The sequence below is a fragment of the Mesorhizobium sp. GW821-FHT07A06 genome (assembly GCF_059419085.1).
On sequence record NZ_JBWKRC010000002.1, the window covers coordinates 1 to 25,275 of the forward strand.

At 63.4% G+C, this 25,275-nt stretch carries 23 protein-coding genes; 11 read left to right on the plus strand and 12 right to left on the minus strand.

The features are described from left to right. Positions 1-288: 288 nt before the first annotated feature. Both glmU and AC07SZ_RS05455 read right to left on the minus strand, forming a co-directional pair. Positions 289-1,665: a bifunctional UDP-N-acetylglucosamine diphosphorylase/glucosamine-1-phosphate N-acetyltransferase GlmU gene (glmU, locus tag AC07SZ_RS05450; protein WP_056572169.1), complete on the minus strand. Its 1,377-nt coding sequence runs from the start codon at positions 1,663-1,665 to the stop codon at positions 289-291. Between the two features lie 162 nt (positions 1,666-1,827). Next, positions 1,828-2,574, minus strand: coding sequence for a cytochrome c biogenesis CcdA family protein (locus AC07SZ_RS05455; protein WP_056572171.1), 747 nt, complete (start codon positions 2,572-2,574; stop codon positions 1,828-1,830). Between the two features lie 171 nt (positions 2,575-2,745). Here AC07SZ_RS05455 and AC07SZ_RS05460 point away from each other — a divergent pair, with 171 nt between their 5' ends. The 8 genes from AC07SZ_RS05460 to rpmG all read left to right on the plus strand — a co-directional run bounded on the left by AC07SZ_RS05460 (position 2,746) and on the right by rpmG (position 11,813). Further along, positions 2,746-3,123 carry a COG4315 family predicted lipoprotein gene (locus tag AC07SZ_RS05460; protein ID WP_056572173.1) on the plus strand — a complete coding sequence of 126 codons (378 nt, stop codon included), beginning with the start codon at positions 2,746-2,748 and terminating at the stop codon, positions 3,121-3,123. 360 nt (positions 3,124-3,483) lie between these two features. Continuing rightward, positions 3,484-6,120, plus strand: coding sequence for a type I DNA topoisomerase (topA, locus tag AC07SZ_RS05465; RefSeq protein WP_172373638.1), 2,637 nt, complete (start codon positions 3,484-3,486; stop codon positions 6,118-6,120). A gap of 6 nt (positions 6,121-6,126) precedes the next feature. Next, the gene (gene rnr / locus AC07SZ_RS05470; protein ID WP_494913660.1) at positions 6,127-8,433 is read left to right on the plus strand and encodes a ribonuclease R; all 2,307 of its coding nucleotides are present in this window, start codon (positions 6,127-6,129) and stop codon (positions 8,431-8,433) included. Then, a complete protein-coding gene (locus AC07SZ_RS05475; RefSeq protein WP_056572178.1) occupies positions 8,433-8,867 on the plus strand; it encodes a DUF983 domain-containing protein in 435 nt (144 codons plus the stop codon). Before rnr ends, AC07SZ_RS05475 begins: the two co-directional genes overlap by 1 nt. 75 nt (positions 8,868-8,942) lie before the next feature. Beyond that, entirely contained in the window at positions 8,943-9,683 is a 741-nt protein-coding gene (locus AC07SZ_RS05480) for an NUDIX hydrolase (RefSeq protein ID WP_172373636.1), read from the plus strand. Positions 9,684-9,761: 78 nt separating this feature from the next. Beyond that, a complete protein-coding gene (locus AC07SZ_RS05485; protein ID WP_172350319.1) occupies positions 9,762-10,940 on the plus strand; it encodes an MFS transporter in 1,179 nt (392 codons plus the stop codon). Positions 10,941-11,032: 92 nt separating this feature from the next. Next, entirely contained in the window at positions 11,033-11,491 is a 459-nt protein-coding gene (locus AC07SZ_RS05490; RefSeq protein ID WP_494913663.1) for a YqfO family protein, read from the plus strand. A gap of 154 nt (positions 11,492-11,645) precedes the next feature. Further along, positions 11,646-11,813 carry a 50S ribosomal protein L33 gene (gene rpmG / locus AC07SZ_RS05495; RefSeq protein ID WP_006201775.1) on the plus strand — a complete coding sequence of 56 codons (168 nt, stop codon included), beginning with the start codon at positions 11,646-11,648 and terminating at the stop codon, positions 11,811-11,813. Positions 11,814-11,916: 103 nt separating this feature from the next. Here rpmG and AC07SZ_RS05500 read toward each other — a convergent pair whose 3' ends face one another. The 7 genes from AC07SZ_RS05500 to AC07SZ_RS05530 all read right to left on the minus strand — a co-directional run bounded on the left by AC07SZ_RS05500 (position 11,917) and on the right by AC07SZ_RS05530 (position 18,998). Then, entirely contained in the window at positions 11,917-12,984 is a 1,068-nt protein-coding gene (locus AC07SZ_RS05500) for an ABC transporter ATP-binding protein (RefSeq protein ID WP_056572186.1), read from the minus strand. Between the two features lie 4 nt (positions 12,985-12,988). Beyond that, entirely contained in the window at positions 12,989-13,837 is an 849-nt protein-coding gene (locus tag AC07SZ_RS05505) for a carbohydrate ABC transporter permease (protein ID WP_056572187.1), read from the minus strand. Then, positions 13,837-14,760, minus strand: a complete 924-nt coding sequence (locus tag AC07SZ_RS05510) for a carbohydrate ABC transporter permease (RefSeq protein ID WP_494913665.1) — start codon at positions 14,758-14,760, stop codon at positions 13,837-13,839. The genes AC07SZ_RS05505 and AC07SZ_RS05510 overlap by 1 nt, the downstream gene beginning before the upstream one ends. 187 nt (positions 14,761-14,947) lie before the next feature. Continuing rightward, positions 14,948-16,225, minus strand: coding sequence for an ABC transporter substrate-binding protein (locus tag AC07SZ_RS05515; RefSeq protein ID WP_494913667.1), 1,278 nt, complete (start codon positions 16,223-16,225; stop codon positions 14,948-14,950). Between the two features lie 29 nt (positions 16,226-16,254). Next, complete coding sequence (locus tag AC07SZ_RS05520) at positions 16,255-17,442, minus strand: PLP-dependent transferase (protein WP_494913668.1); 1,188 nt, start codon at positions 17,440-17,442, stop codon at positions 16,255-16,257. Further along, positions 17,439-18,173, minus strand: coding sequence for a FadR/GntR family transcriptional regulator (locus AC07SZ_RS05525; RefSeq protein WP_056572194.1), 735 nt, complete (start codon positions 18,171-18,173; stop codon positions 17,439-17,441). The genes AC07SZ_RS05520 and AC07SZ_RS05525 overlap by 4 nt, the downstream gene beginning before the upstream one ends. A gap of 123 nt (positions 18,174-18,296) precedes the next feature. Continuing rightward, entirely contained in the window at positions 18,297-18,998 is a 702-nt protein-coding gene (locus AC07SZ_RS05530; protein ID WP_056572195.1) for a DJ-1/PfpI family protein, read from the minus strand. Between the two features lie 88 nt (positions 18,999-19,086). Here AC07SZ_RS05530 and AC07SZ_RS05535 point away from each other — a divergent pair, with 88 nt between their 5' ends. Then, positions 19,087-20,034 (plus strand): GlxA family transcriptional regulator, encoded by a 948-nt coding sequence (locus tag AC07SZ_RS05535; RefSeq protein ID WP_172373612.1) that lies wholly within the window; start codon positions 19,087-19,089, stop codon positions 20,032-20,034. Between the two features lie 52 nt (positions 20,035-20,086). On the opposite strand, the gene AC07SZ_RS05540 is transcribed toward AC07SZ_RS05535, so the two are convergent. The 3 genes from AC07SZ_RS05540 to AC07SZ_RS05550 form a co-directional block, all read right to left on the minus strand. Then, positions 20,087-21,583, minus strand: a complete 1,497-nt coding sequence (locus AC07SZ_RS05540) for an FAD-dependent monooxygenase (RefSeq protein ID WP_494914153.1) — start codon at positions 21,581-21,583, stop codon at positions 20,087-20,089. Positions 21,584-22,214: 631 nt separating this feature from the next. Beyond that, positions 22,215-23,588: a PleD family two-component system response regulator gene (locus tag AC07SZ_RS05545; RefSeq protein WP_172373611.1), complete on the minus strand. Its 1,374-nt coding sequence runs from the start codon at positions 23,586-23,588 to the stop codon at positions 22,215-22,217. 33 nt (positions 23,589-23,621) lie between these two features. Then, positions 23,622-24,038, minus strand: a complete 417-nt coding sequence (locus AC07SZ_RS05550; protein WP_274534579.1) for a response regulator — start codon at positions 24,036-24,038, stop codon at positions 23,622-23,624. Between the two features lie 201 nt (positions 24,039-24,239). Between AC07SZ_RS05550 and AC07SZ_RS05555 the strand changes: the two genes are divergently transcribed. Further along, a complete protein-coding gene (locus AC07SZ_RS05555; protein ID WP_027052046.1) occupies positions 24,240-24,539 on the plus strand; it encodes a DUF3572 domain-containing protein in 300 nt (99 codons plus the stop codon). Next, positions 24,536-25,189 carry a hypothetical protein gene (locus tag AC07SZ_RS05560; RefSeq protein ID WP_056572203.1) on the plus strand — a complete coding sequence of 218 codons (654 nt, stop codon included), beginning with the start codon at positions 24,536-24,538 and terminating at the stop codon, positions 25,187-25,189. The genes AC07SZ_RS05555 and AC07SZ_RS05560 overlap by 4 nt, the downstream gene beginning before the upstream one ends. Positions 25,190-25,275 lie beyond the last annotated feature (86 nt).

Sequence of the window (25,275 nt, forward strand, 5' to 3'; positions counted from 1 at the left end):
GAGTCATAGCCGCGATATTCGAGCCGCTTCAGCGCGTCGACGATGAGCGGCGCAACCTGCGAATGGCCGACGATTCCGACGATACCGCACATGCAGACAGTCCCCGATTCCCCATGGAAAACCAGCGCTATTTAGGGATGGCCGGCCTGCCGTGAAAGTCACATTGCATTTCGCCCGGTGTAACGGACGCTTGCGTACGCATGCACCATGCCAGACTGCCCTTGCAATCCGGTTACTGCAATTGTTCGGCTTTTCGATTGCTTCGGGAAGCAACCTACCGACCGACCGCTAATGATCGGCGCCGGCGGCCTTCTTCTTCGCCGCCGCGGCCGAGGCGAAACGCTCGCGCAACTCCTTGCCCTTGCCGGGAATGGTCTTCTGGCGGGCGCGGCCGAAGGCCAGCGCGTCGTCGGGCACGCTTTCAGTGATAACGCTGCCCGACGCGATGTAGCCGCCCTTGCCGATCGATACCGGCGCCACCAGCGAGGAGTTCGAGCCGACAAAGGCGCCCTCGCCGATGTCGGTGAAGAATTTCGAATAGCCATCATAGTTGCAGGTGATGGTGCCGGCGCCGATATTGGCGCCCGCGCCGACGCGGGCATCGCCGATATAGGTCAAATGGTTGACCTTGGCGCCCTCCTCGACAACAGCCTGCTTGACCTCGCAGAAATTGCCGACCTTGGCCTTCTGCCTGAGATCGGCGCCCGGCCGCAGCCGAGCGAATGGCCCGACATCGCAATTGGCCGCGATGGTGGCGCCTTCGATATGGCTGAAGGCATGGATCCTGGCGCCGCCGGCGATCTTCACGCCCGGGCCAAACCAGACATTGGGTTCGACCAGCGTGTCGGCGCCGATCTCGGTATCGTGCGAGAAATAGACCGTTTCCGGCGCGATCAGCGTCACGCCCGACAGCATCGCCTCCTGGCGTCGACGCTGCTGCCAGATGCCCTCGGCCTGCGCCAGTTCGGCGCGGTTGTTGATGCCGAGCGCATTCTCGAAACTGGCTTCGGTGGCAACGACATCGAGACCTTGCGCGCCCGCGATCTCGACAATGTCGGTCAGATAATACTCGCCCTTGGCATTCTTGTTGCCGACCGCGTCGAGCAGCTTCAGCGCATGGGCGCCGGCGACCGCCATCATGCCGGCATTGCAGAAGGTGATTTTCTTCTCCGCTTCGGAGCAGTCCTTCTCTTCGCGGATGGCGATCAGCTTGCCGCCTTTTTCGACCAGCCTGCCATAGCCGTTTGGATTGGGCGTTCGGAAGCCGATCACCGCGACGGCCGCGCCTTCGGCGAGCTTCATCCGCGCCAGGGTCAAGGCCTCCGCATCTATCAGCGGCGTGTCGCCGAACATCACCAGGATGTCGTCATAACCCCTTGATATCGCTTCGCGGGCTGCAAGAACGGCATGCGCCGTACCCAAGCGCTCTTCCTGCACGAAGGTCTCGGCCTTGGGTGCGAACTTCGCAACCGCTTTGCGCATCTCTTCCGCGCCATGGCCAATCACGATCGTATCGCTGCTGGCACCGGCGGCGTCGGCCGCCTTCACCACATGGGCGACCATCGGCAGGCCAGCGATCGGATGCAGCACCTTTGGCAGCGCGCTCTTCATGCGCGTGCCTTCGCCGGCGGCGAGGATAACGGACAGGCAGGATCTCTGGCTCATGGATTAGGCAACCATCTGAAAAGGGTTTGGAATCAAACCTATGCTAGCAGCGGCGCCATGCTGCACCAATGCGGTTAAATTCCGGTGAGATAGTCGAGCAACTGACTTTTAACCAGTCGCTCCGCTGTCCGATATTCTACAGCAAATGCCGCAGTTGCGGCCTTACCCCAGCCGCCCCAGCACCGGGAAATTCTCAAGCAGCCAATACGACACCGTCTGCACGCCGCCAGTGAGGAAAAACACCCCGGCGACCACCAGCAGCGCGCCGATGGCCTTTTCGACGCGGCCGAGATGGACGCGGAATTTACCGAGGAAGCGCATGAAGGCGCCGGAAAACAGCGCGGCGATCAGGAAAGGTATGCCGAGCCCCAGCGAATAGGCGGCAAGCAGGAGAGCACCCTCGCCCACTGTTTCTCGCCCGCCGGCCAGCGTCAGGATCGGCCCCAGCACTGGGCCGATGCAGGGCGTCCAGCCAAAAGCGAAGGCCAGCCCCATGACATAGGCGGCGACGGCACTGGCCGGCTTGCCCTGCGACTGGAAACGCGCCTCGCGCGACAGCAGCGGAATGCGCAGGATGCCGAGGAAATTCAAGCCCATCAGGATGATCAGCACGCCGGCGGCCATCGCCAGCGGCTCCTGCCAGACGCGCAGCAGCCGGCCGATGGTCGAGGCGCCGGCGCCGAGCGCCACAAACACGGTCGAGAAGCCGAGCACGAAGGCGATCGAGGAATAAAGCAGCGCGCCGCGCGCGCCCTGCCTTGCCGTCACGCCAGCGTTGCCGCGGAAATCCTCGACCGACACGCCGGCCATGTAGCAGAGATAGGGCGGCACCAGCGGCAGCACGCATGGCGACAGGAACGAGATGGCCCCTGCCCCGACCGCGCTGACATAGCCGATGTCCAATGCCATTCCCTGAGCTCCGACTGTTTGGCGACGATATAGCGACACGCGGGTTTGTCCGCCAATCACCGTCATGTGGCAAGTCATCGCGGGGCCGGGAAGAAAGCACCCGCGCACGGCGTTGACACAAGGAGACCGCAATTTCCCGCGCGTCTCCAGATATCAGCCAGGGAGAATTCCATGAAAACCATAACCATAGGACTGGCCGCGCTCCTATTCAGCACTGCCGCATCCTTCGCCGCCGATGCCTGGAAGGAAGCCAACGTCGGAGGCACGAAAATCTACACCGATGCCAAGGGCATGACGCTTTACACCTATGACAAGGACGAGAAGGGCAAGTCGAACTGCTACGACAAATGCGCCGCCAACTGGCCGCCGTTGAAGGCCAAGGCCGGTGCGAAGGCTTCCAAAGGATGGACGATCGTCGACCGTACCGACGGCACCAAGATGTGGGCCTATGATGGCAAGCCGCTCTACACATTCATCAAGGACAAGAAAGCTGGAGATGTGAGCGGCGATGGTGTCGCCGGCGTCTGGCATATCGCCAAAGCCGACTGAGCCTCTATTCCCGTTCCCGCTCGCTGGCGGGACATGGAGCTGGCCGCCGGCGTCCCCCGATGCATCTGGCGGCCAGCTTCTTCTTGCGCAACGTGAGCCAGGCTCCTCGCTCAACGCAATTCGTCGACTCATCGGAAGCGCGCAGTCGTTTTCGCCGACTTGCGGCCCCCAACTCTCCTGATCGAAATTCTGTGATTTTCTCCATACACTCTTAGAGTGTATTGCTGCCGGCGGCCTCGCAATTTGGGCGCTTCCCCTTGACCGGATGCAAAAGCGCGGCCATGTGAGCGACAAACAGAAACGAGATTTCGTCGCGCGCAGCGGAATTCTTCTGGCGCATCACAGCAGATAAGAGACCTCATGGACGTCGTCGTCGTCGAATCGCCGGCCAAGGCTAAGACAATCAACAAATATCTGGGCAGGAACTACAAGGTTCTGGCCTCGTTCGGCCATGTCCGCGATTTGCCGGCCAAGGACGGCTCGGTGCGCCCGGATGAAGATTTCGCCATGTCCTGGGCGGTCGACACGGCATCGGGCAAGAGGCTCGCCGACATCGCCAAGGCGGTCAAGGACGCTGACGGCCTGATCCTCGCCACCGACCCTGATCGCGAAGGCGAGGCCATCTCCTGGCATGTGCTGGAAGTGCTGAAGCAGAAGCGCGCGCTGAAGGACAAGCCCGTCAGCCGCGTCGTCTTCAACGCCATCACCAAATCATCGGTGCTGGAAGCCATGGCCAATCCGCGCCAGATCGATGGCCCGCTGGTCGATGCCTATCTCGCCCGCCGTGCGCTCGACTATCTCGTCGGCTTCACTCTATCACCGGTTCTATGGCGCAAACTGCCTGGCGCCCGTTCCGCCGGCCGCGTCCAGTCGGTCGCGCTGCGTCTGGTCTGCGACCGCGAATCCGAGATCGAACGCTTCATCCGCGAGGAATACTGGCAGATCGCCGCGATCCTCGGCACACCGCGCAACGAGAATTTCGAAGCACGGCTGACCGCCTTCGAACGCAAGAAGCTGCAAAAACTCGACATCGCCAACAAGGCGCAGGCCGACGACATCAAGGCGATGCTCGAGGGCGCGACCTTCAAGGCGCTGTCCGTCGAAGCCAAGCCGACAAAGCGCAATCCCGGCCCGCCCTTCACCACCTCGACGCTGCAGCAGGCCGCCTCGTCGGGCCTCGGTTTCTCGGCCACGCGCACCATGCAGGTGGCACAGCGCCTCTATGAAGGCATGGAGATCGGCGGCGAGACCACCGGCCTTATCACCTATATGCGAACCGACGGTGTGCAGATGGCACCCGAGGCGATCTCTGGTGCCCGGGACGCCATCGCCAAGGAATTCGGCCCAAAGTACCTGCCGGAGAAGCCGCGCCAGTACACCGCCAAGGCCAAGAACGCCCAGGAGGCGCACGAAGCGATCCGCCCGACCGACTTCATGCGCACCCCGGCATCCGTCAGGCAGTATCTCGATTCCGACCAGTTGCGGCTTTATGAGCTGATCTGGAAGCGCGCCATCGCCAGCCAGATGCAGCCGGCCGAGATCGAGCGCACCACCGTCGAGATCGAGGCCGTCAACGGCGCCCGTACCGCCGAGCTTCGCGCCGTCGGTTCGGTCGTCCGCTTCGACGGCTTCATCGCCGCCTACACCGACCAGAAGGACGACGACGCGGAAGACGAGGAAAACCGTCGTCTGCCGGAGATCCGCGCCGGCGAGCAGCTTGCCCGCCAGGCGATCAACGCCACCCAGCACACGACCGAGCCGCCGCCGCGCTATTCCGAGGCCTCGCTCATCAAGAAGCTGGAAGAGCTCGGCATCGGCCGGCCGTCGACCTACACGGCAATCCTCAAGACGCTCGAGGACCGCGACTACGTCACGATCGACAAGCGTCGGCTGGTGCCGCAGGCCAAGGGCCGTCTGTTGTCCGCCTTCCTCGAAAGTTTCTTCGAGCGCTATGTCGAATACGACTTCACCGCCTCGCTCGAGGAAAAGCTCGACGAGATCTCCGACGGCAAGCTCGCCTGGAAAGACGTGCTGCGCGATTTCTGGAAGGATTTTTCGGGCGCCGTCGCCGACATCAAGGAACTGCGCGTCACCGACGTGCTCGACGCGCTCAACGAGGAACTGGCGCCGCTGGTCTTTCCCGCCCGCGAGGACGGCTCGAACCCGCGCATTTGCCCGAAATGCGGCACTGGCAATCTGTCGCTGAAGCTCGGCAAGTTCGGCGCCTTCGTCGGCTGCTCGAACTATCCCGAATGCTCATTCACCCGCCAGCTCGGCGACGCCGCCAATCCGAACGGCGAGAATGGCGGCGGCGAGGACGGCACCAAGGTGCTCGGCAAGGATCCTTACACGGCCGAGGAAATCACCCTTCGCTCCGGCCGCTTCGGCCCCTATATCCAGCGCGGCGACGGCAAGGAAGCCAAGCGTTCGAGCCTGCCCAAGGGGTGGACGCCCGACTCCATCGACCATGAGAAGGCGCTCGCGCTTCTGGGTCTGCCGCGCGACGTGGGAAAACATCCCGAGAGCGGCAAGATGATCTCGGCGGGGCTCGGCCGTTACGGCCCGTTCGTCCTTCATGATGGCACCTACGCCAATCTCGACAGCATCGAGGACGTGTTCTCCATCGGCCTCAACCGCGCCGTCACGGTGATTGCCGAGAAGCAATCCAAGGGCAAGGGCGGCCGCAATGGCGGCACGGCCGCGGCCCTGAAAGAACTTGGCGACCATCCCGATGGCGGCGGCAAGATCGTCGTGCGCGACGGCAAATACGGGCCTTACGTCAATTTCGGCAAAGTCAATGCCACACTGCCCAAGGGCAAGGATCCGCAATCGGTGACGATTGAGGATGCGCTGGCGCTGATTGCCGAGAAGGAAGCCAAGGGCGGCGGCGGCAAGAAGCCGTTCCGCAAGGCGGCAGCGGCCAAGGCACCGGCGGCCAAGAAGACAGCGGCCCAAAAGCCGGCTGCGAAGAAGCCGGCCGCGAAGAAAAAAGGGTAGGACAGCGTGGCGCGCAGGATCACCGGAAGAAGCCACGGCGATCCGCGCACCGCCGACACGAGGGCCAAGGTCAAGGACGACTACAAGCCATCGCGCGACGAGATCCTGCGCTACATCGCCGAAAATCCCGACCGGGCTGGAAAACGCGACATCGCCAAGGCGTTCGCGCTGCGCGGCGACGACCGCATCTGGCTGAAGGACCTTCTGCGCGACATGCAGGATGAAGGCGTGCTCACCAAGGAGCGCAAGCGGCTGGCCCGCGTCGGCGCGCTGCCCCATGTCGCCGTCCTCGACATTTTTGGCCGCGACGGCGACGGCGTCCTGCTGGCGCATCCGGCCGAGTCCGTGGGCACGGGCGAACCGCCCGTCGTATCGATCCGCGTGTCTCGCGGCGGCAACGGACCGGCACCGGGCATCGGCGACCGCGTCCTGGCCAAGACCTTCCCGACCGATGACCCGTCAGGCCCCGCCTATACCGGACGGGTGATGAAGATCTTCGAGAAGCGCAACGATGCCGTTCTCGGCGTCTTCCGCGTACTGCAGGATGGTACCTTCCGCATCGAACCGGTGGAACGGCGCCAGCCGGAGCTGATCGTCGACAAGGAATTCCAGAACGGCGCCAGGAACGGCGACCTGGTCGAGGTCGAGCCCGCGCGGGCCTCCCGCTACGGGTTGCCCCGTGCCAAGGTGCTCAACGTGCTGGGCTCGCTGACCAGCGAAAAGGCGGTCTCGATGATCGCCATTCATGCCCACGACATTCCGCACATCTTCCCGGCCGACGTCATCGCCGAGGCCGAGGCGGTGAATCCCGCGACGATGGCCAATCGCGAGGACTGGCGCGACCTGCCGCTGGTCACCATCGATCCGGCGGACGCCAAGGACCATGATGATGCGGTCTTCGCGACGCCTGACCTGGACGAAAAGAATCCGGGCGGCGTGATCGCCACCGTCGCGATCGCCGACGTTGCCGCCTATGTCCGCTACGGCACGGCACTCGACCGCGAGGCGCTGAAGCGTGGCAATTCGGTGTATTTTCCCGATCGTGTCGTGCCGATGCTGCCCGAGCGCATTTCCAACGACCTCTGTTCGCTGCGCGAAGGCCAGGACCGGCCGGCGCTGGCGGTGCGTATGACCTTCTCCGCCGACGGCCACAAGATCAGGCACTCCTTTCACCGCGTGATGATGAAGTCCGCGGCAAAGCTCGCCTACCCCCAGGCCCAGGCGGCGATCGACGGCGCGCCGGACGACAAGACCGGCCCGATCCTCGACACGGTGCTGAAGCCGCTATGGGATGCCTATGCGATCCTCAAGCGAGGTCGCGACGGCCGCCAGCCGCTCGAACTCGACCTGCCGGAACGCAAGATCCTGCTCAAGCCGGATGGCACGGTCGATCGCGTCATCGTGCCGGAACGGCTCGATGCTCACAAGCTGATCGAAGAATTCATGATCCAGGCCAATGTCGCCGCCGCCGAGACGCTGGAGGCGAAGAAGCAGGCGCTGGTCTACCGTGTCCACGACGCGCCTTCGCTCGCCAAGCAGGAATCGCTACGCGAATTCTTGGCAACGCTTGGCCTGTCGCTGGCGCGCGGGGCGCAGATGCGGCCCAGCCAGTTCAACGGCATTCTCGAGCGCGTGCATGGCGCCGACAACGAGGCGCTGGTCAACGAGGTGGTGTTGCGCTCGCAGAGCCAGGCTGAATATTCACCTGGAAATATCGGCCATTTCGGCCTCAACCTCAGGCGCTACGCACATTTCACCTCGCCGATCCGCCGCTACGCCGACCTGATCGTGCATCGCGGACTCATTGCCGCACTCGGCCTCGGCCTTGGCGGGCTGACGCAAGACGAGGAGGCGCGGCTCGAGGATGTCGCTGTGCTGATCTCCGGCACGGAACGGCGCGCCATGGCGGCCGAGCGTGACACGGTCGACCGGCTGATATCGGCCTATCTCGCCGAGCGCATTGACGAGCGCTTCGACGCCCGCATCTCCGGCGTCACCAAATCAGGACTATTTGTCCAATTGCCGCAATATGGCGCCGATGGTTTCATCCCTGTCTCAACCCTGGGCGGCGATTACTATATATACGACGAAACGGCCCGCTCCCTGTTCGGAGAACGCTCGGGAAAAGGCTACCAGCTCGCGGACCGCGTCGAGGTTCGGCTGGTCGAGGTGGCACCCATGGCCGGCGCGATGCGTTTCGAGATGTTGACCGACCCGAAGCCCCTGCCAGGCTCCACCAGGTCGTTTCACAAGGCTAAGGGCCGCGCCCGTGCGTCGCAATCGCGACCGGGGTCGCGCGGCAGGAGACGATGATGGAACAACAGGTTTTCGGCGGCCAACATCAGTCGGGCCGGGTTGCCCGTCCATTGTGGACGGCGATGAAGCGTGGCTTTTTGGGGCGCTGCCCGAACTGCGGCGAAGGCAAGCTGTTTCGCGGCTTCACCAAGACCGTCGAGACCTGCGGCGTCTGCGGCGAGGAGATCCATCACCATCGCGCCGACGACCTGCCGGCCTATCTGGTCATCGTCATCGTCGGCCACATTGTTCTCGGTGCCTTCATGGGCGTGGAGGCGACGTCGACCTTGTCCACCTGGCAGCACATCCTCATCTGGGTGCCCCTGACCATCTTGCTGTCGGTAGCGCTGCTGCAGCCTGTCAAAGGCGCCGTCATCGGATTGCAATGGGCGTTCTATATGCACGGCTTCGGCGGCGAAAAGGATGGGATTGAGCCTCATCCGGGAGCCTAGAGCTCTGGCTGGCGCAACATACCGACCGTGAAAGGCCACTTTCGCTTGCAAGAAGTTTCCGCTAGGTCCCTGCGCATGGAAGCAATGACCAAGGTGGACGTCGACAAGCTCGACAAGGGTCTTGCCGCACATAGCGGCAGGCCCCTGCGCCCGCGTGACGCCGCGACGCTGATCCTGCTCGACCGCAAGGGCGATGAGGTGCTGGTGCTCATGGGCCGGCGTCACGCCGGCCACGCGTTCATGCCCGGCAAGTTCGTGTTTCCCGGCGGCCGCACCGATCCGGCGGACAGCCGCGTCGCCACCGCCACCGCATTGCACCGCGATGAGGAAGCAAAGCTGCTTGCTGGTCCCGGCCGCACCAGTGCCGCGCGAGCCCGGGCTGTCGCATTGTCCGCGATCCGCGAAACCTATGAGGAAGCCGGACTGCTGATAGGCCAGAAGGCCGCCTTTGCCACCGACAAGCGTGACTGGCAGGGTTTTGTCGAACACGGCGTAAGACCGTCACTGGAAACGCTGCGTTTCATCGCTCGCGCCATCACCCCACCCAACCGGATACGCCGCTTCGACACCCGTTTCTTCAGCGCCTGGCGCAGCGATGTCGCCGTCGAATTGCCGGGCGGAGGGCCGACCAACGAACTCGAGGAACTGGTCTGGCTGCCGCTCGCCAAGGCCCGGGAAGCCGACATACCCGACATCACCCGAATGATCCTGGACGAGCTGGAAAAGCGCCTCGCCCATGATCCGCTGCTGCGACCGGGCGGTCCCGTCCCCTTCTACCGGCTTGTGCGCAACCGCTTCACCCGCGAACTTCTGTAGGGCAATTCCAGGAAAAGTGTGACGCGGTTTTCCGCCCGGAATTGCGTAAGATCAAAGAGACAGAGTATTCAGCATCCCATGACGGTCGATACCCAACCCAAGGGCGACGAACGCGTACACTGGCTGCCGATGGTGGCGGCGATCTCGTCGATCAGCGTCGTCGGCATAGCCATCGGCCTCGGCATGCCCCTGCTCAGCGTCATCCTGGAAACGCGGGGCCACTCGGCTTCGATGATCGGCCTCAACACCGCCGTCGCCGGCCTGGCCTCGATCGCCGGTGCGCCGTTGGCCACACCGCTCGCCATGCGCTTCGGCGTCGCCTGGACCATGATCGGGATGATTGCCGCCGGCGCCCTCGCCTTCGTCGGCTTCCATTTCGCGCCCGACTTCTGGATGTGGTTTCCGCTGCGTATCGTGCTGCATATCGCGTTGACGGTGCTGTTCATCCTGTCGGAATTCTGGATCAGCACGTCGGCACCGCCGCACCGGCGCGGCCTCGTGCTTGGCATCTACGCCACCGTCCTGTCGCTCGGCTTTGCCGCCGGACCGTGGCTGTTCGCGCATCTTGGGAGCTCCGGCTTCAGGCCGTTCGGCGTCATCATCGTACTGGTGACGCTGGCCGCGATACCGGTGCTGGCCGCGCGCAATGAAAGCCCCTCCATCGTTGCCGATGGCGAAACCAGCAACTTCCTTCGCTACATCTGGCTGGTGCCATCGGCGACCGCCGCCGTACTGGTGTTCGGCGCGGTCGAAACCGGCGGCTTCGCGCTGTTTCCGATCTACGGCAACCGCATCGGCTATTCGGAAGCCGACGCAGCATTGCTGCTGACCATGATCGGTCTCGGCAATGTGCTGCTGCAGATCCCGATCGGCATGATCAGCGACCGGGTCAGCGACCGCCGCTATCTGCTGCTCGCCTGCGCCACCGTCGGCCTTGCCGGCACGGTCTTCATGCCCTTCTTCGCCCAGAATTGGCACCTGATGGCCGCCCTTCTCTTCGTCTGGGGCGGCGTTGTCGCCGCCATGTACACGATCGGCCTTGCCCACCTCGGCTCGCAGCTTTCCGGCCATGAACTGGCATCCGCCAACGCCGCCTTCGTGCTCTGCTATGGTGTCGGCATGGTGCTTGGCCCGCAGGCGATCGGCATCGGCATGGACGCGTTCGGTCCGTCCGGTTTCGGCTGGTCGCTCGGCCTGTTCTTTGGCGCCTACATGGCGCTGGTTGGCGTCAGGCTCGTCCGCAAGATTCTCCTTTGACCCTTTGAGACGGCGACCGCTGCTGACAGAACCGTGTCAGCAGCGCCGGGTTAAAAGAGTGTCCCCCAAAAAAGGAAGTTGAGGACACTCCCATGATCGACAGCGGCTTTGAAACCACATCATTGCGAATGACGCTCCTGCTGCTTGTGACCTTCCAGGCGCCTGCCGCGGATGTCGACCGCATCATGGACGCGGTCGTGGCGATCGCACCGCTGGCCATGGGCAAATACGACCGCAACGCCTATCAGTCGGGACACGGCATCGAGCGCTACAGGCCGCTTGAAGGGGCCGCGGCCGGCGCCGAAATCGAATTGCGCCGCCGCCTGGGCACGGTCGAGGTTTCATTCGAACTGCCTGATGACCAGGCGCTGGCAAGCCGCGTCGTCGAGGCGATTTTCCAGGCCCATTCCTATCAGGAGCCGGTGATCCGCCTCCAGCCGATCCTCGCCAGCCGGTCCAAGGGGCTGGATGACCGCGCCAATCCGAATCGTTGGTGGAACACGACCGGAGACTGGAAGAAGGTTGGCGTGCCGGAGACGGAAAACGTCTGATTTACGCGTAATGGGCTACCCGGACGAGCCACATCAGGTCCGCCGGGCTTGACTTTCCAGGCACGTTCTTTATGTGTCGCGCCAAGTTTCCCGCGTCCGGGTGTTTTCCCCGTGCTCCAGCGGCCAAAACTCCACGAACAAACGGACTGATACCATGGCCAAAGCCGCAAACATCAAGATCAAGCTTCTGTCGACCGCCGACACCGGTTTCTTCTACGTGACCAGCAAGAACAGCCGTACCAAGACCGACAAGCTGTCGTTCCGCAAGTACGATCCGGTCGCCAAGAAGCACGTCGAATTCAAGGAAACCAAGATCAAGTAATCTGGGTTTTCCCCTTGCAAACAAAAACGCCGCCCATCGGGCGGCGTTTTTGTTTGCGAAGGCAGAGGCTCGGGCTCGCTCCCTCAACCCCGCTGAATTTCCTTCAGCCGATGCGGTCGCCGCTTTTCGGATCGAACACATGCAGCGACGCCGGATCGGCCGCCAACCGCACCGTGTCGCCGGGCTTGACGCCGGCGCGGCCCATGGCAAAGACGCAAAGCTGCTGGCCGGCCAGCGCGACGTAGAACTGTGTCGAGAGGCCGAGCGGCTCCACGACCCCCACCTCGCCCTGTAGCGCGCCGTCATCGGCCAACCGGATATGCTCGGGCCGCAGGCCGACGGTAATGGCATCGCCGTCGCCGAGCGGCAGGCCATCCGGCAGTTTCAGCGCCTGGCCATCGGCCAGCACCGCTTCCGATGCCTCGCCCTTGCGCACCGTCGCCGGCAGGAAATTCATGCCTGGCGAGCCGATGAAACCGGCAACGAACATGTTGGCCGGATGGTCATAGAGATCGAGCGGCGCGCCAACCTGCTGGATCAGCCCGTCATGCATGACGACGATACGGTCGGCCATGGTCATGGCCTCGATCTGGTCGTGCGTGACATAGACCGAGGTGGTCTTCAATTGCTGGTGCAGCGCCTTGATCTCGGCCCGCATATGGACGCGCAGCTTGGCATCGAGGTTGGACAGCGGCTCATCGAACAGGAAGACCTTGGGATCACGCACGATGGCGCGGCCCATGGCGACGCGCTGGCGCTGGCCGCCGGACAACTGCCGCGGCAGGCGCTGAAGGTAGGCGTCCAGGCCCAGCCGCTTGGCCGCGCCATCCACCCTGGCATCGATCGCCGGCTTCTCGGCCTTGCGCAGCATCAGGCTGAAGCCCATGTTCTTCGCCACATCCATGTGCGGATAAAGCGCATAGGACTGGAAGACCATGGCGATGTCGCGGTCCTTGGGCGCCACGTCGTTGACCAAACGCTCGCCGATGCGGATCTCGCCACCGGAGGCTTCCTCCAGCCCGGCGATCATGCGCAGCAGCGTCGATTTCCCGCAGCCGGACGGACCGACCAGGACGACGAATTCGCCGTCGGCGATTTGAAGGTCGACCGCATGCAGGACACGGACGGCGCCGTAATCCTTGCGAACCTTTTCGAGCGTGACAGAGGCCATCGGTCTATCCTTTGACGGCGCCGGCGGTCAGGCCGGTGACGAGATAGCGTTGCAGGAAAGCGAAGAAGATGCAGACCGGGATCAGGGCCAGGATCGACGCCGCCATCATCTGCCCCCAGTCGACGGCGAATTTGCCGATGAAGGTGAGCAGGCCGACGGCGAAGGTCTTCTGGTCGTCGCTGGAGATCAGCATCAGCGCGAACAGGAGCTCGCTCCAGGCGGCGGTGAAGACAAAGCCGAGCGTGGCGCCCATGCCGGGCAGCGTCAGCGGCACGATCACCCGGCGCATTGCCTGGGCACGCGTACAACCATCGATCATCGCCGCCTCTTCCAGATCCTTCGGGATGCCGTCGAAGAAGGATTGCATCAGGAAGGTGGCGAAGGCGGTGTTGAAGGCGGTGTAGATGATTATCAGCCCGGTCAGGCTGTTGATCAGGCCGATCTGGCCCATGACGCGGTAGATCGGCGGAATGACCATCACCAGCGGAAAAGTCTGGGTCAAAAGCAGCATCAGCGCCAGCACCGCCTTGCCGCGAAAGGTGAAACGCGACATGGCGTAACCGGCGAGCGTGGCGATCACCGTCACCAATGCCGCCGTCGACACGGAGACGATGACGCTGTTGAGGAAATAGCGCGGGAAATCGGTGGCCTCGAGCACGGTGACGAAATTCTGCAACGTCGTGCGCGACGGCCAGAAGGTGATGCCTTCGGAATAGAGCAGCCGCTCCGGCGTCACCGAGATCTTCAGCGTCCAGTAGATTGGGAACAGGGCGAAGATCACATAGGCGGCGATCGCCGCGTAGAGGCCGATACCGCCTAGGAACCGTTGTGAAGCAGAGCGTCCCGCGATCATCAGACGTGCCTCACAAGGGAGCGGCGGATGGCGATCAGCGCGATCGCATAGGCGATCAACAGCACGAGCAGCAACACGGCCACCGCCGAGGCATAGCCCTTGTCCAGTGACTTGAAGGCGCTGACATAGATATAGACCGGCACCGTATTGGTCGAACCAGCAGGCCCGCCCTCGGTCATGACGAAGATCAGGTCGGCGAAGGTGGCGATCCAGATGGTGCGCAGCATCACCGTGATGGCGATGGTCGGTGCGAGGAATGGCAGTGTCACCTTGGTGAAGCGCTGCCAGGGCGAAGCGCCGTCGATCGCCGCCGCCTCGTGCATTTCGGACGGGATAGACTTCAGCGCCGCCAGAAGCGTGATGGCGAAGAACGGAATGCCGAACCAGACATTGGCGACGATCGGTCCCCACATCGCCGTGGCGGGATCGGAGAGCACATTGGTCGGCTCAGCCTTTAACCCGAGCGCGTACAACCAGTGCGGCAGCGGCCCGATGATGGGGTTGAACAGCCAGGCCCAGGTCAACCCGGACAGGAAGGACGGAACCGCCCAGGGCAGGAACACCAGAGCCTGCACCACCTTGCGGCCCCAGAACGGTTTGTCGAGCAGCAGCGCCAGGCCAAGGCCGAGGAAGAATTGGAAGAACAGGCTGGCGACCGTCCACCACAGCGTGTTGATCAGGGCTTGCCCCAGAACCTGATCCGACAGCATCGCCTGATACTGGCCGAGCCCGACATATACCGACTTGAAGGCCGAGAATTTGCGGAAGGAGTAGCTAATGCCGATGATCAGCGGCACCAACAGCACCACGATCAGCAGGATGATCGCCGGGCTGAGGTAAAGCCATGGCTCGACATTTGCGTAGGTAAGCCGCTTCTTTCGCGACTGGCCCGCGGGTCGTATTTCGGACACGGCATAGGTCATGGGTTGAGGAACGGCTCCCTGGAGCGGCGTTGGTATAGCGTCCTTCTCCCCGTCGCTATACGGGGAGAGGATGCCGGCAGGCGGATGAGGTGCAGCGTGAGCCTGTCGAGACAAGGCGCCGCCCCTCATCCGGCCCTTTCGGGCCACCTTCTCCCCGTAAACGGGGAGAAGGAAAGAAGCGCTGCGCTTACTTCTTGTTCTTCGCCAGCCAGTCCTGCTGCTCCTTGGTCAGGAAGGCAGCCCATTGGTCCGCGACGTCCTTGGCGGTCTTCTGGCCAAGCAGCACTTCCTGAAAATTCTTGATCGCGACCTGATCGACGAAGTTGCCGAGATTTTCCAGATGAGTCGGCGGCGTCACCATTTCATATTTGGAGCTGTCGCTCAGTTCCGTGAACCAGCCCTTGAACTGCTCGGTCTTGAAATGGGGATCCTGGTCAGCGCCGTTGTGGATCGGGACGACGCCGACTTCCTTGGCCCATGCCAGATTGTCCTTGGGCGAAAGCAGTGTTGCCATCAGCTTCCAGGCGTCGTCCTTGTGCTGCGAGTTGGCGAACATCGCCCAACCGGCATAGCCGAGCGTCGGATACGACTTGCCGCTCGGGCCGGTCGGCAGGGGCGCGACGGCGAAGTCATCGGCGCTCATCTTGTCGGCGATGCCGAGCAGCGCGTCCGGGTCCTGGTTCAACATGGCGCAGGTGCCGGAGTAGAAGCCGGTGACGGTTTCGTTGAAGCCCCAGCTCACCGCATCCTTGGGCGCCAGCCCGTCCTTGTACATGTCGGCCAGCATCTGCAAGCCCTTGACCGAGCCCTCCTCATTGATGGTCGAGGTGCCGTCCTCGTTGAAGTAGCCGCCCTTGCCGGCGGCGATGTTCATGAACATGTGCATGCCGTTGAAGGCGCCCGGCCCGCCGCGCAGGCAGTAGCCATACTTGCCCGGGATGGCGGAGATTTTCTTGGAATCGGCGACGAACTCGTCGAGCGTGGCTGGCGGACCGTCGAGGCCGGCTTCCTTGAACAGCTTCTTGTTCCAGAACAGCGCGTTCACATAGTAGCCGTAGGGGATCATGAACTGCGTGTTGTTGACCGTCGAGCCGAACTGCTTGGCGCGGTCGCCGAGCGTCTTGGCGTCGTCCCATTTGGCCATGTAGGGGCCGAGGTCCTCGAGCTGGGCATTGTTGGCATAGAGACCCATCCAGCGTTCCGGCATCTCGACCACGTCGGGCGTATCGCCGGCCTGCACCATGGTCAGGAATTTTTCGAAGGCCTGCCCCCAGGGCAGCGAGATCAGCTCGACCTTGATGCCGGGATTGGCCGCTTCGAACTCGGCGATCTGCTTTTTCAGGAATTCGGTGCGCGGCGGGCTGGTGATGACTTCGACCATCTTCAGGGTCGAATCGGCCAGCGCGCTCCCGGCGGAAATCGCCAACCCTGCAACGGTGGCAAGCATGATGGTCAGTTTTTTCATGTTCAAGACTCCCATTTTGAACCCGCTTGTTATTTTCTGGCTTTTTCGAAGGCCTGGGCGACGTCGGCCCAGAGGTCTTCGACACTTTCCAATCCGACATTGAAGCGGATGGTTCGGGGGCTGACGCCGAAGCGCGCCATCGAATTCAGTCCCGGCGTCTGCTCCAGCGACGCCTTGGCCGGCACGACAAGGCTTTCATGCCCGCCCCAGCTGACGCCGATGCGGAAAAATTTCAGCGCATCGACGAAGACCGGGATGTCGATATCGTCCGTCACCTCGAAGGAGAACAGACCGGCATAGCCTGCCAGCGTCGCCTTGCCCGGATGGTTCGAATAGACGGGATGGTTGACGCGCTCGACATTGGCATGCGCCTTCAGCCGCTCGGCGATGGTGAGCCCGCTCTTCATATGGTGCGGGAGGCGCAGCGGCAGCGTGCGCAGGCCGCGCAGCAGCAGCCATGCTTCGAACGGCGACAGCTTGCCGCCGAGATAGGAATAGGTCTGTTCGTTGATGTGCTTGATATGCGCCGCGGAACCGGCCACCACGCCGGCAACGGTGTCGCTGTGGCCGCCGAGATATTTCGACGCTGAATGCAGCACCAGGTCGACGCCATGCATGATCGGCTTCTGGAAAACCGGCGTCGCCCAGGAATTGTCGATGGTGGTGATTATGCCCTGCTCCTTGGCCAGCCGGGTCAGATGCGGCAGGTCCTGCAGCTCGAACATCATCGAGGTCGGGCTTTCCAGATAGAGTAGCTTGGCGCCGGGAAGTGCCGCCGCCACCGCATCGGGATCGGAGCCGTCGACATAATCGACCTTGATGTTGAGCCGCGGCAAAAGCCGCTCGAACAGCCGATAGGCATCGCCGTAGCAGTTCCGCACGGCCACGATGCGCTCGCCCGCCCCGACAAAGGCAAGCACCGTGGCGCTGATCGCCGCCATGCCGCTGGAAAAGCCGCGCGCGGCCTCGGCGCCCTCGAGGGCAGCGACGCGCGCCTCGAATTCCATTACCGTCGGATTGTCGCCGCGCGAATAGATCGGCTGCCTTCGCTTGCCGGCAAAGGTGTCGGCCATCTCGGCATAATTGGCGAAGGTGAACAGCGAGGTCTGGTAGATCGGCGGCACCACCGCGCCGCCGGGGAACGGTTCGTCATGCGCCAGCAGCGTCGCCGCCTCGGCAAGATAATCGTGGTCGAAACCGCTCGGATGCTCGTTCATGTCTGGCTCGGAAGTTTGAGTTTGGCTGCACCGCGCTTGAGATCGTCCTCGACGGTGGCGATCAGCTTGAGTGCCTCGGCGCGGGCACCCTGCGGGTCGCGCGCGGCGATGCACTCATAGATGGTGCGGTGGTAGGGAAAGCTGGCATGGCCGAAATCGCGCACGCCCAGCGGATGCTCCCAGAAGCGGTGGAACAGCTCGTGCATGGCGGCGATGATCTGTTCGAACAGCGGATTGCCGGAGACGCGGTAGACCGCCTGGTGGAACTCCCAGTCCTCTTCCGACGACATGCCGTCGCGGGTACGGAATGCCTGCTCCATAATATCGAGCTTGCGCTCGATCTCGGCGATGTCGGCCGGGCTCGCCCGCTCGGCACAAAGAGCCGCGGCCTCCGCCTCCAGCGCGCGGCGGATTTCCAGCGTCTGCATCAGGCTGGTGAAATCATTGCCACCCGCCAGCGTCAGTGGCATATGCAACATGTCGGGCGACACAGCCGCCTTGAGATAAGTGCCGCTGCCTTGCCGGCGCTCGACGAGACCGAGCCCTTCCCACCGCGTCAGCGCCTCGCGCACCGTGTTGCGGCTGACCTTCAGCCGCTCGGCCAGGATACGCTCGGTCGGAAGCCGCTCGCCGGGCTGCAAGGCTTCGGCGCGAACAAAGCCCACCAATGCCTTCAGCACGGCGTCATCACGCGCCGTCGTCTGAATGGGTGGCAGGCTGTTCTGGTCCACACATCTTCCCCGAAGCGCAAGTGGTCCAATGGTCCAACCAATTTCTGCACAGACGGAGAGGCGTGTCAACAGCCGAAACGAGAACGGGCCGAACGGCGCCATGGCGCCGTTCGGCCCGTCGGTTCAAGCGTGGCTTCGCGCCGGCGTGGCGGCCTTGGCGCGCCAGCGCGCGAACATGTCCTCGCGAAACCGCCTCGAACCCGCGAGCCTCTCCTTTGCTTCCGCCAGAACGGAAGGCGAAGCCTGTGCGGGCGTGCCCGATTGGAACGGAGGAGCCGGGGCATATTCGAGCGAGAGCTGCACCGTCTCGGCCTCGGCCTGACCGAGAAGCCTGGCGACCAGTACGAGACCGAAGTCGATCCCCGAGGTGACGCCGCCGGCGGTTATCAGCTTTCCATCCTCGACAATTCGCTCGTCGACTGGAATGGCCCCGAACTCGGCGAGGAAATCATGCGCGTACCAATGCGTCGTCGCCCGCTTGCCTTCGAGCAGGCCGGCGGCACCCAGCACCAGGGCACCGCTGCATACCGAGGTGATGTAGCGCGCCTGAGCCGCGCGCTCCCGCACGAAATCGAGCACTGCCTGATCCTCCAGCAGCGTGTTGACGCCGCCTCCACCCGGTATGCACAGCACATCGAGAGGCGGGCAATCGTCGAAGGTCGCCGTCGGGTTGAGCGACAGTCGCGTCGACGACATCACCGGATTGCGATCCTTCCAGATCAATTCCACCTCGGCGCCCTTTGCCGATGCCAGGACTTCATAAGGGCCGGTGAGGTCGAGCTGCTGGACATTGGGGAAGACGAGGATGCCGAAACGAAGGGTCATGGAACTCTCCATAGGTTGACTCCAGCCAATCTAAGGCACCATGCTTTGGCACGATCGCCAATCACCCCTCGTTTCAAGCCAAAGCGTCATGCGCCGTATCGAAATCCTTGCCTATCCCGACGTCCAGCTCCTCGATGTCAGCGGACCGCTTCAGGTCTTCGCCAGCGCCAACGACTTCAGGACGCAGGCCGGCGAACCCGCGCCTTACGAGGTTACGGTGGTCGCCGCCTCGCCGCGGATAAGGACATCGGCCGGTCTCGTGCTGGAGGCAGCGGCGCTGCCGGCGCACGGGCCAGGGATCGACACGCTGATCGTGCCTGGCGGATGGGGCGTCAACGCGGCCTGCGAGGACCCCGGGCTGATCGATTGGGTAACCGGCCGATCGCGCGACGCCGTGCGAACGGCCTCGGTCTGCAGTGGCGCCATGCTGCTGGCGACGGCAGGCCTGCTCGACGGCAGGCGTGCCGTTACCCACTGGGGACGCTGCGCCGAGTTCGCGCGGCGCTTCCCGGCGGTCCGCCTCGAACCCGATCCGATTTTCATCCGTGACGGCAATGTCTGGACGTCGGCGGGCGTGACGGCGGGCATAGATCTCGCCCTTTCCTTCGTCGAGGCCGACCTTGGCCGGCGCGTGGCGCTTGCGGTGGCGCGCGAGCTGGTGGTCTTCCTGAAGCGCCCCGGTGGCCAGGCGCAGTTCAGCCAGACGCTCAAGCTGCAGCTAGGCGACGAGCGCTTCGACCGGCTGCATGGCTGGATCCAGGACAATCTGGACGGTGACCTTTCGCTGCCGAACCTGGCCGAGCGCGCCAATATGAGCCCGCGCAGTTTCTCCAGGCACTATCGGGAAGCAACCGGCCGCACGCCTGCGCGGGCGATCGAGGAGATCCGGATCGAGGCGGCGCGACGGATGCTGGAACGGGGCCAGGCCGTCAACCAGACGGCCCGCCGCTGCGGCTTCGGATCGGAAGAGACGATGCGGCGCGGCTTTCTCCGTGTCCTCGGCACAAACCCGCGCGACTATCGCGAACGCTTCTGACGCAGAGGCCTTTGGCGCCGCGATCAGGTGGCCGCCCGCTTTGATCGTGTCGCTAACGCGTGGCAGGTGGCCCGCACCAAGCGGTCAGCGCATCGACCAGCCCCATTTGCGTTCCAGCCCCGACCCAGGCCACATATCCGTCCGGCCGGATCAAGACGGCTTCGGGCGCGGCGACCGTCCCGAGGGCCGGTAGCTCCCAGACGCCTTCATATCCAGCCTCGATCTGGCGGACCCGATCCGCCCAGGGCCTAATGTCCGGCCAGCCTCGTTCGCCGAGGTTGAGGAGCACCGGCCGGGCATCGTGCAGCAGGCTGAAGACCCGTGCCGGACCGCGGGCTGTGACAAGGTCGAGGTCGGGCATCCGCCGCCCAAGCAACGGGTGGCCCTCGCCGAGATCGTAACGGATACCCAGGCCGGACATCTCCGCGGCGATCCGTTTGCGCGGCTCTTCCATGCCGAGCAACTCGGTCATCGTATCGCCCAGGGCCTTGGTGCGGTCGTCCGTGCGGCGAAGCGCGACCTGCGCCATCGTGTTGCGCAACACGCGGGCGGCGACCGGATGGCGCTCGGCGTGATAGCTGTCGAGCAGGCCTTCCGGTGAGATCCGCCTGACCACCTGGGCCAGCTTCCATCCCAGATTGACCGCGTCCTGCACACCGATATTGAGCCCCTGCCCGCCCATCGGAGGATGAATGTGCGCGGCGTCGCCGGCCAGAAGGACACGCCTGTCACGATAAGCGGCAGCCTGACGCGTCATGTCGGTGAAGCGAGAGAGCCAGGTCGGACCGTGGACTCCGAAATCGGTGCCGTAGACAGCCACAAGCGCCTCGCTGAGATCGTTCAGTGTCGGCTCGCCGCCGATGGTCAACTGCCTCTCGGTCAGCACGACACCCACCCTGTCGCCATCCTCGATCTTGCCTATCGCATGAATGCCGTAGGCGTCATTGCGGAAGCCCAATGCCGGTTCCTCGGCCATCTCGACCTCGGCGATCATCCAGCTCATCGTCGGATCCCATCCGGCGAACTCAATGCCCGCCGCCTTGCGGATCGTGCTGCGTCCTCCATCGCAGCCGACGAGGTATTGCGCCCTCAAGAGTTGGCCACCGGACAAATCCAGGTCGACACCGTCATCGTCCTGCGCGAAGTCATTGACTTCCTGCCCGCGATAGATTGGCACTCCCAACTCGTCGATCCAGTCGGCCAATATCCGTTCGATATGGTTTTGGCGCAGCGCCAGCAGATAGTTGTGCCGGGTGGGAAAGTCGCTGATGTCCAAACGGATCATGTGGAAGCCGACGGTCGGGAAGCGCTGCCCCTGTGAAAGAAACCGGTCGGCAATTCCGCGCTGATCGAGAACCTCGATGGTGCGTGCGTGAAGGCCACCCGCGCGCAAGCCGGCCAGCTGCTGGGTCGGGCGCCGCTCCACAATGGCGACGTCGATGCCTGCCAAAGCGAGTTCGCCGGCCAGCATCAGCCCGGTCGGACCGCCTCCTGCGATCACCACCGCATGATCTCGACGCAAACCGTCCATAGGCGACACAATACCCATTCTCGTTACTCCCGTTTTCCGCTGGTCAATGCATGCCGCCCAAAAGTGACTTCGGTTTCTGGAGAACGGCACGCATGAAAACAGAGACCCCAAGGCGCATCGCATGAATCCCTTTCAACGCGACGCGCTTCAGGCAGCGGTTTACGGGAACAGGCGGGTCTTGCCGCAAGCCCCTTGTGCGCCATATGTACAAAGTGAAGAGAGGTGCTTTCCTTGCTTGGATGACCGCCAAAAGCGGCAGCTAAGGGTCATGGCCGGGCGATTGAAGCTGGTCCCGGTCAGCAAGCGTTCCTCAGATTTTTCCGCACAAGAAAAAAGCCCCTTTCGGGGCTGCTACAGAGGTCTCGGAACAAAGGGGGCCGGTCGGCGGTTGGCAGCGGTACGAGGAGGCCACTATGTGCCAGCGCCGGCCGGCCGACCCCACGGACCCAGGAGATGCGGCGGACCTGAGCATCATGGGGTATTTCAGGATCGAGCCGGCTATCTACCCTCGCGCCGGCTTCGTCTTCCCCTGCACATTTGCGCACGGGCTTAGGAAAATCAACAGTTTCTTAACCAAGGCTCGGGAATTGCTTGGATTAAGGTAAATAGCTAACCTTATTGGATTGACCGGGGAATCGGCCGCGGACGCTTACGCTGCCTTGGCAACGACGCGGTTGCGGCCGCCGCTCTTGGCTTCATAGAGCGCGAGATCGGCGCGCTTCATCAACGCGGCCACCGTATCCACGCCCTTCAGAACCGACGACACGCCGACGCTGACGGTGACCTCGATCGTCTTGCCGTCGGCACCGATGGCGAAAGGTTTCTGGGCGATCTCGGCGCGGATGCGTTCGGCCACTTTCTCGGCCACGGCGCCGTCGGTGTCCGGCATCACCACCACGAACTCCTCGCCACCAAAACGGCAGGCAAGGTCGATACCCCTGACATTCTTGCGCAGCCGTCGGGCGAATTCCCGCAGCACCTCGTCGCCGCCATCATGGCCGTGCGTGTCATTGATCGACTTGAAGCGGTCGAGGTCGGTGATCATCACCGACAGCGGCCGGCGCCGCGCCACGGCGCGGTCGAACAGCGTCTGCAGATGGCTGTCGAGGTAGCGGCGGTTGTGCAGCCCGGTCAGGCCGTCCGTCACCGCCATTTCGATGGTCTGGGTGACGCTGGCGCGCAATTGGTCGTTGTAGCGCTTGCGACGCACCTGGGTGCGCAGCCGCGCCGTCAGTTCCTGCTGGTCGATCGGCCGCATCAGATAGTCGTTGATGCCGAGTTCGAGGCCGCGGATGATACGTTCCTCCTCGCCCTCCTCCGCCAGAAGGATGATCGGGACGAAACGGGTGCGGTCGAGCGAGCGCAATTGCGAGCAGAGCCGAAGCGGATCGAAATCGGCAAAGGCCGTCGAGATCATCACGCATTCATAGGGGGTTTCGGCCGCCTGGAAGAACCCTGCATGCGGATCACTGGTGACGTCGAGATCGGCGCGGTCGCGCAGCATCTTCTGGATGCGCTCGACCGACGATTTGCGTTCGTCGATCAGCAGCACTTTCGGCGTCGTGTCCTCGGACGCGAAATTGCGGCTGAGCAGCTCCTCGATGCCGATATTACGCGTCGTCGAGGCCCGCAGCCTGAGCTCGTCGGTCAGCGATTTCAACCGGACCAGGCTCTTCACGCGTGTCATCAGCTGCAGGTCGTTGACCGGTTTGGTCAGGAAATCGTCCGCGCCGGCCTCGAGCCCGCGCACGCGGTCGGACACCTGGTCGAGCGCGGTGATCATCACGACCGGAATATGCGACGTCGCAGGATCGCTCTTGAGCCTGCGGCAGACTTCGAACCCGTCCATGTCGGGCATCATCACGTCTAGCAGCACGACATCGACCTTGCCGTTCTCGCAGGTCTCGATCGCGTCGGGCCCGTTGGTGGCGGTCAGCACCTCGAAATATTCGGCCAGCAGCCGGACCTCCAGCAGCCTCACATTGGCAGGGATGTCGTCGACGACGAGGATCCGCGCGGTCATTTCACAAGGCTCCGGCTCGGCTGGAATGGCACATCAGGCATCGCCCAGATAGGATTTGATGGTCTCGATGAAACGCGGCACCGAGATCGGTTTCGAAATATAGGCCTCGCAGCCACCCTGGCGGATGCGTTCCTCGTCGCCTTTCATGGCGAAGGCAGTCACGGCGATGACCGGAATGACGTGCAGATCGTCGTCTTCCTTCAGCCATTTGGTCACTTCCAGCCCTGACACTTCGGGCAGCTGGATGTCCATCAGGATGAGATCGGGCCGGTGCTTGCGCGCCAGGTCAAGCGCCTCCAGACCATTGCGGGTGCGCACCGTCTCGTAGCCGCTCGCTTCGATGAGGTCCCGAAAGAGCTTCATATTCAGCTCATTGTCCTCGACGATCATGACCTTCTTAGGCATCGACATCCCGTCCCGGCCGTCCTTCCGCTCGAAGGTGACCGTCATGCGCCCTGGTTGAACGCACCAAACCCTGCTTCACTATACGGCAATATGATTGACGAAACGGAAACCCTCGGGCTGCAAAGCAGCGCGAATTCCACATCGCCTCCCGACGCGTCCAAAAGGCGCGCCACGCTGTAAAGGCTTGCCGCAAGCAACTCTTGCCATTACTGCGGAAGAGACTCATTCCACATGCCGAAGGTAGTGATGGCAAACGCGGCGTCAATGCGCGAAGAGGCGGAAACCATTGCCGTGAAGGCGCTGGGCTTCGTTGCCTCCGATCCGGAGCTGTTGCCGCGTTTTCTTGCGATCACCGGAATAGAGGCGCATTCGATCCGCAAGGCCGCCGGCGAGCCGGGTTTCCTGGCCGGCGTGTTGCAGTTCATTCTCGCCCACGAGCCGACGCTGATGCGCTTTGCCGAGGAAACCGGCACGCCGCCGGCGGCCGTCGGCAAGGCGTTGCGCGCATTGCCGCTCGGCGACGACAACCATGAGCATTCCATATGAGCGATGATCCGGAGACCGCCCGCCAGATCGAGGAACTGGCGGCCGACGACCGGCCGCTGCTGGTGCTCGACGTCGACGACGTCGTGCTTGAATTCATCCGCCCCTTCCCGCATTTCCTGAAGTCGCGCGGCTATGGCCTGACACTGGCGTCCTTCCGGCTGACCGGCAACATAGCCGAAACGGCGAGCGGCCGGCTGATCGAACAACCCGAGGTCACGGCACTTCTGGGCGATTTTTTCGACGCGCAAGCCGATTGGCAGAGCATTACCGACGGCGCCGCACAAGCCTTGACGGGGCTTGGCAAGCGCGCGGAAATCATACTGCTGACGGCCATGCCGCACAGGCATCGCGCGGTGCGTCGCATCCATCTCGATGCCCTGGGCCTGGACTATCCGCTGCTGACCACCGAGATGGCCAAGGGACCGGCGGTGGCCAGGCTGCGCGGCAAGAACGGCCGGCCGGTGGTCTTCGTCGACGATCAGCCGCACAATCTGGCGTCGGTGCGGGAATCGGTCGCCGACGCAAATCTTTTCCACCTGATGGCCGACAATTCGCTGCGTGCGTTCCTGCCGCCGGTCCCGGACGATGTCATCGTCGTTCAGGACTGGCATGAAGCCGCGCCGAAGATCGCGGGCGCGCTGGGGCTGTAGAGCAATCCCAGGAAAAGTGTGAAACGGTTTTCCCGAGAAAAAGCGCGTAGCGCTTTCCCTCGAGAATTGCGTCAAAACAAGGGGCT

Bases quoted from the DNA above. Each gene is read 5' to 3' on its own strand.
- glmU (WP_056572169.1), bottom strand. From the start codon at position 1,665: ATGAGCCAGAGATCCTGCCTGTCCGTTATCCTCGCCGCCGGCGAAGGC.
- AC07SZ_RS05455 (WP_056572171.1), bottom strand. From the start codon at position 2,574: ATGGCATTGGACATCGGCTATGTCAGCGCGGTCGGGGCAGGGGCCATC.
- AC07SZ_RS05460 (WP_056572173.1), top strand. From the start codon at position 2,746: ATGAAAACCATAACCATAGGACTGGCCGCGCTCCTATTCAGCACTGCC.
- topA (WP_172373638.1), top strand. From the start codon at position 3,484: ATGGACGTCGTCGTCGTCGAATCGCCGGCCAAGGCTAAGACAATCAAC.
- AC07SZ_RS05475 (WP_056572178.1), top strand. From the start codon at position 8,433: ATGGAACAACAGGTTTTCGGCGGCCAACATCAGTCGGGCCGGGTTGCC.
- AC07SZ_RS05480 (WP_172373636.1), top strand. From the start codon at position 8,943: ATGGAAGCAATGACCAAGGTGGACGTCGACAAGCTCGACAAGGGTCTT.
- AC07SZ_RS05485 (WP_172350319.1), top strand. From the start codon at position 9,762: ATGACGGTCGATACCCAACCCAAGGGCGACGAACGCGTACACTGGCTG.
- AC07SZ_RS05490 (WP_494913663.1), top strand. From the start codon at position 11,033: ATGATCGACAGCGGCTTTGAAACCACATCATTGCGAATGACGCTCCTG.
- rpmG (WP_006201775.1), top strand. From the start codon at position 11,646: ATGGCCAAAGCCGCAAACATCAAGATCAAGCTTCTGTCGACCGCCGAC.
- AC07SZ_RS05500 (WP_056572186.1), bottom strand. From the start codon at position 12,984: ATGGCCTCTGTCACGCTCGAAAAGGTTCGCAAGGATTACGGCGCCGTC.
- AC07SZ_RS05505 (WP_056572187.1), bottom strand. From the start codon at position 13,837: ATGATCGCGGGACGCTCTGCTTCACAACGGTTCCTAGGCGGTATCGGC.
- AC07SZ_RS05510 (WP_494913665.1), bottom strand. From the start codon at position 14,760: ATGACCTATGCCGTGTCCGAAATACGACCCGCGGGCCAGTCGCGAAAG.
- AC07SZ_RS05515 (WP_494913667.1), bottom strand. From the start codon at position 16,225: ATGAAAAAACTGACCATCATGCTTGCCACCGTTGCAGGGTTGGCGATT.
- AC07SZ_RS05520 (WP_494913668.1), bottom strand. From the start codon at position 17,442: ATGAACGAGCATCCGAGCGGTTTCGACCACGATTATCTTGCCGAGGCG.
- AC07SZ_RS05530 (WP_056572195.1), bottom strand. From the start codon at position 18,998: ATGACCCTTCGTTTCGGCATCCTCGTCTTCCCCAATGTCCAGCAGCTC.
- AC07SZ_RS05535 (WP_172373612.1), top strand. From the start codon at position 19,087: ATGCGCCGTATCGAAATCCTTGCCTATCCCGACGTCCAGCTCCTCGAT.
- AC07SZ_RS05540 (WP_494914153.1), bottom strand. From the start codon at position 21,583: ATGGGTATTGTGTCGCCTATGGACGGTTTGCGTCGAGATCATGCGGTG.
- AC07SZ_RS05545 (WP_172373611.1), bottom strand. From the start codon at position 23,588: ATGACCGCGCGGATCCTCGTCGTCGACGACATCCCTGCCAATGTGAGG.
- AC07SZ_RS05550 (WP_274534579.1), bottom strand. From the start codon at position 24,038: ATGACGGTCACCTTCGAGCGGAAGGACGGCCGGGACGGGATGTCGATG.
- AC07SZ_RS05555 (WP_027052046.1), top strand. From the start codon at position 24,240: ATGGCAAACGCGGCGTCAATGCGCGAAGAGGCGGAAACCATTGCCGTG.
- AC07SZ_RS05560 (WP_056572203.1), top strand. From the start codon at position 24,536: ATGAGCGATGATCCGGAGACCGCCCGCCAGATCGAGGAACTGGCGGCC.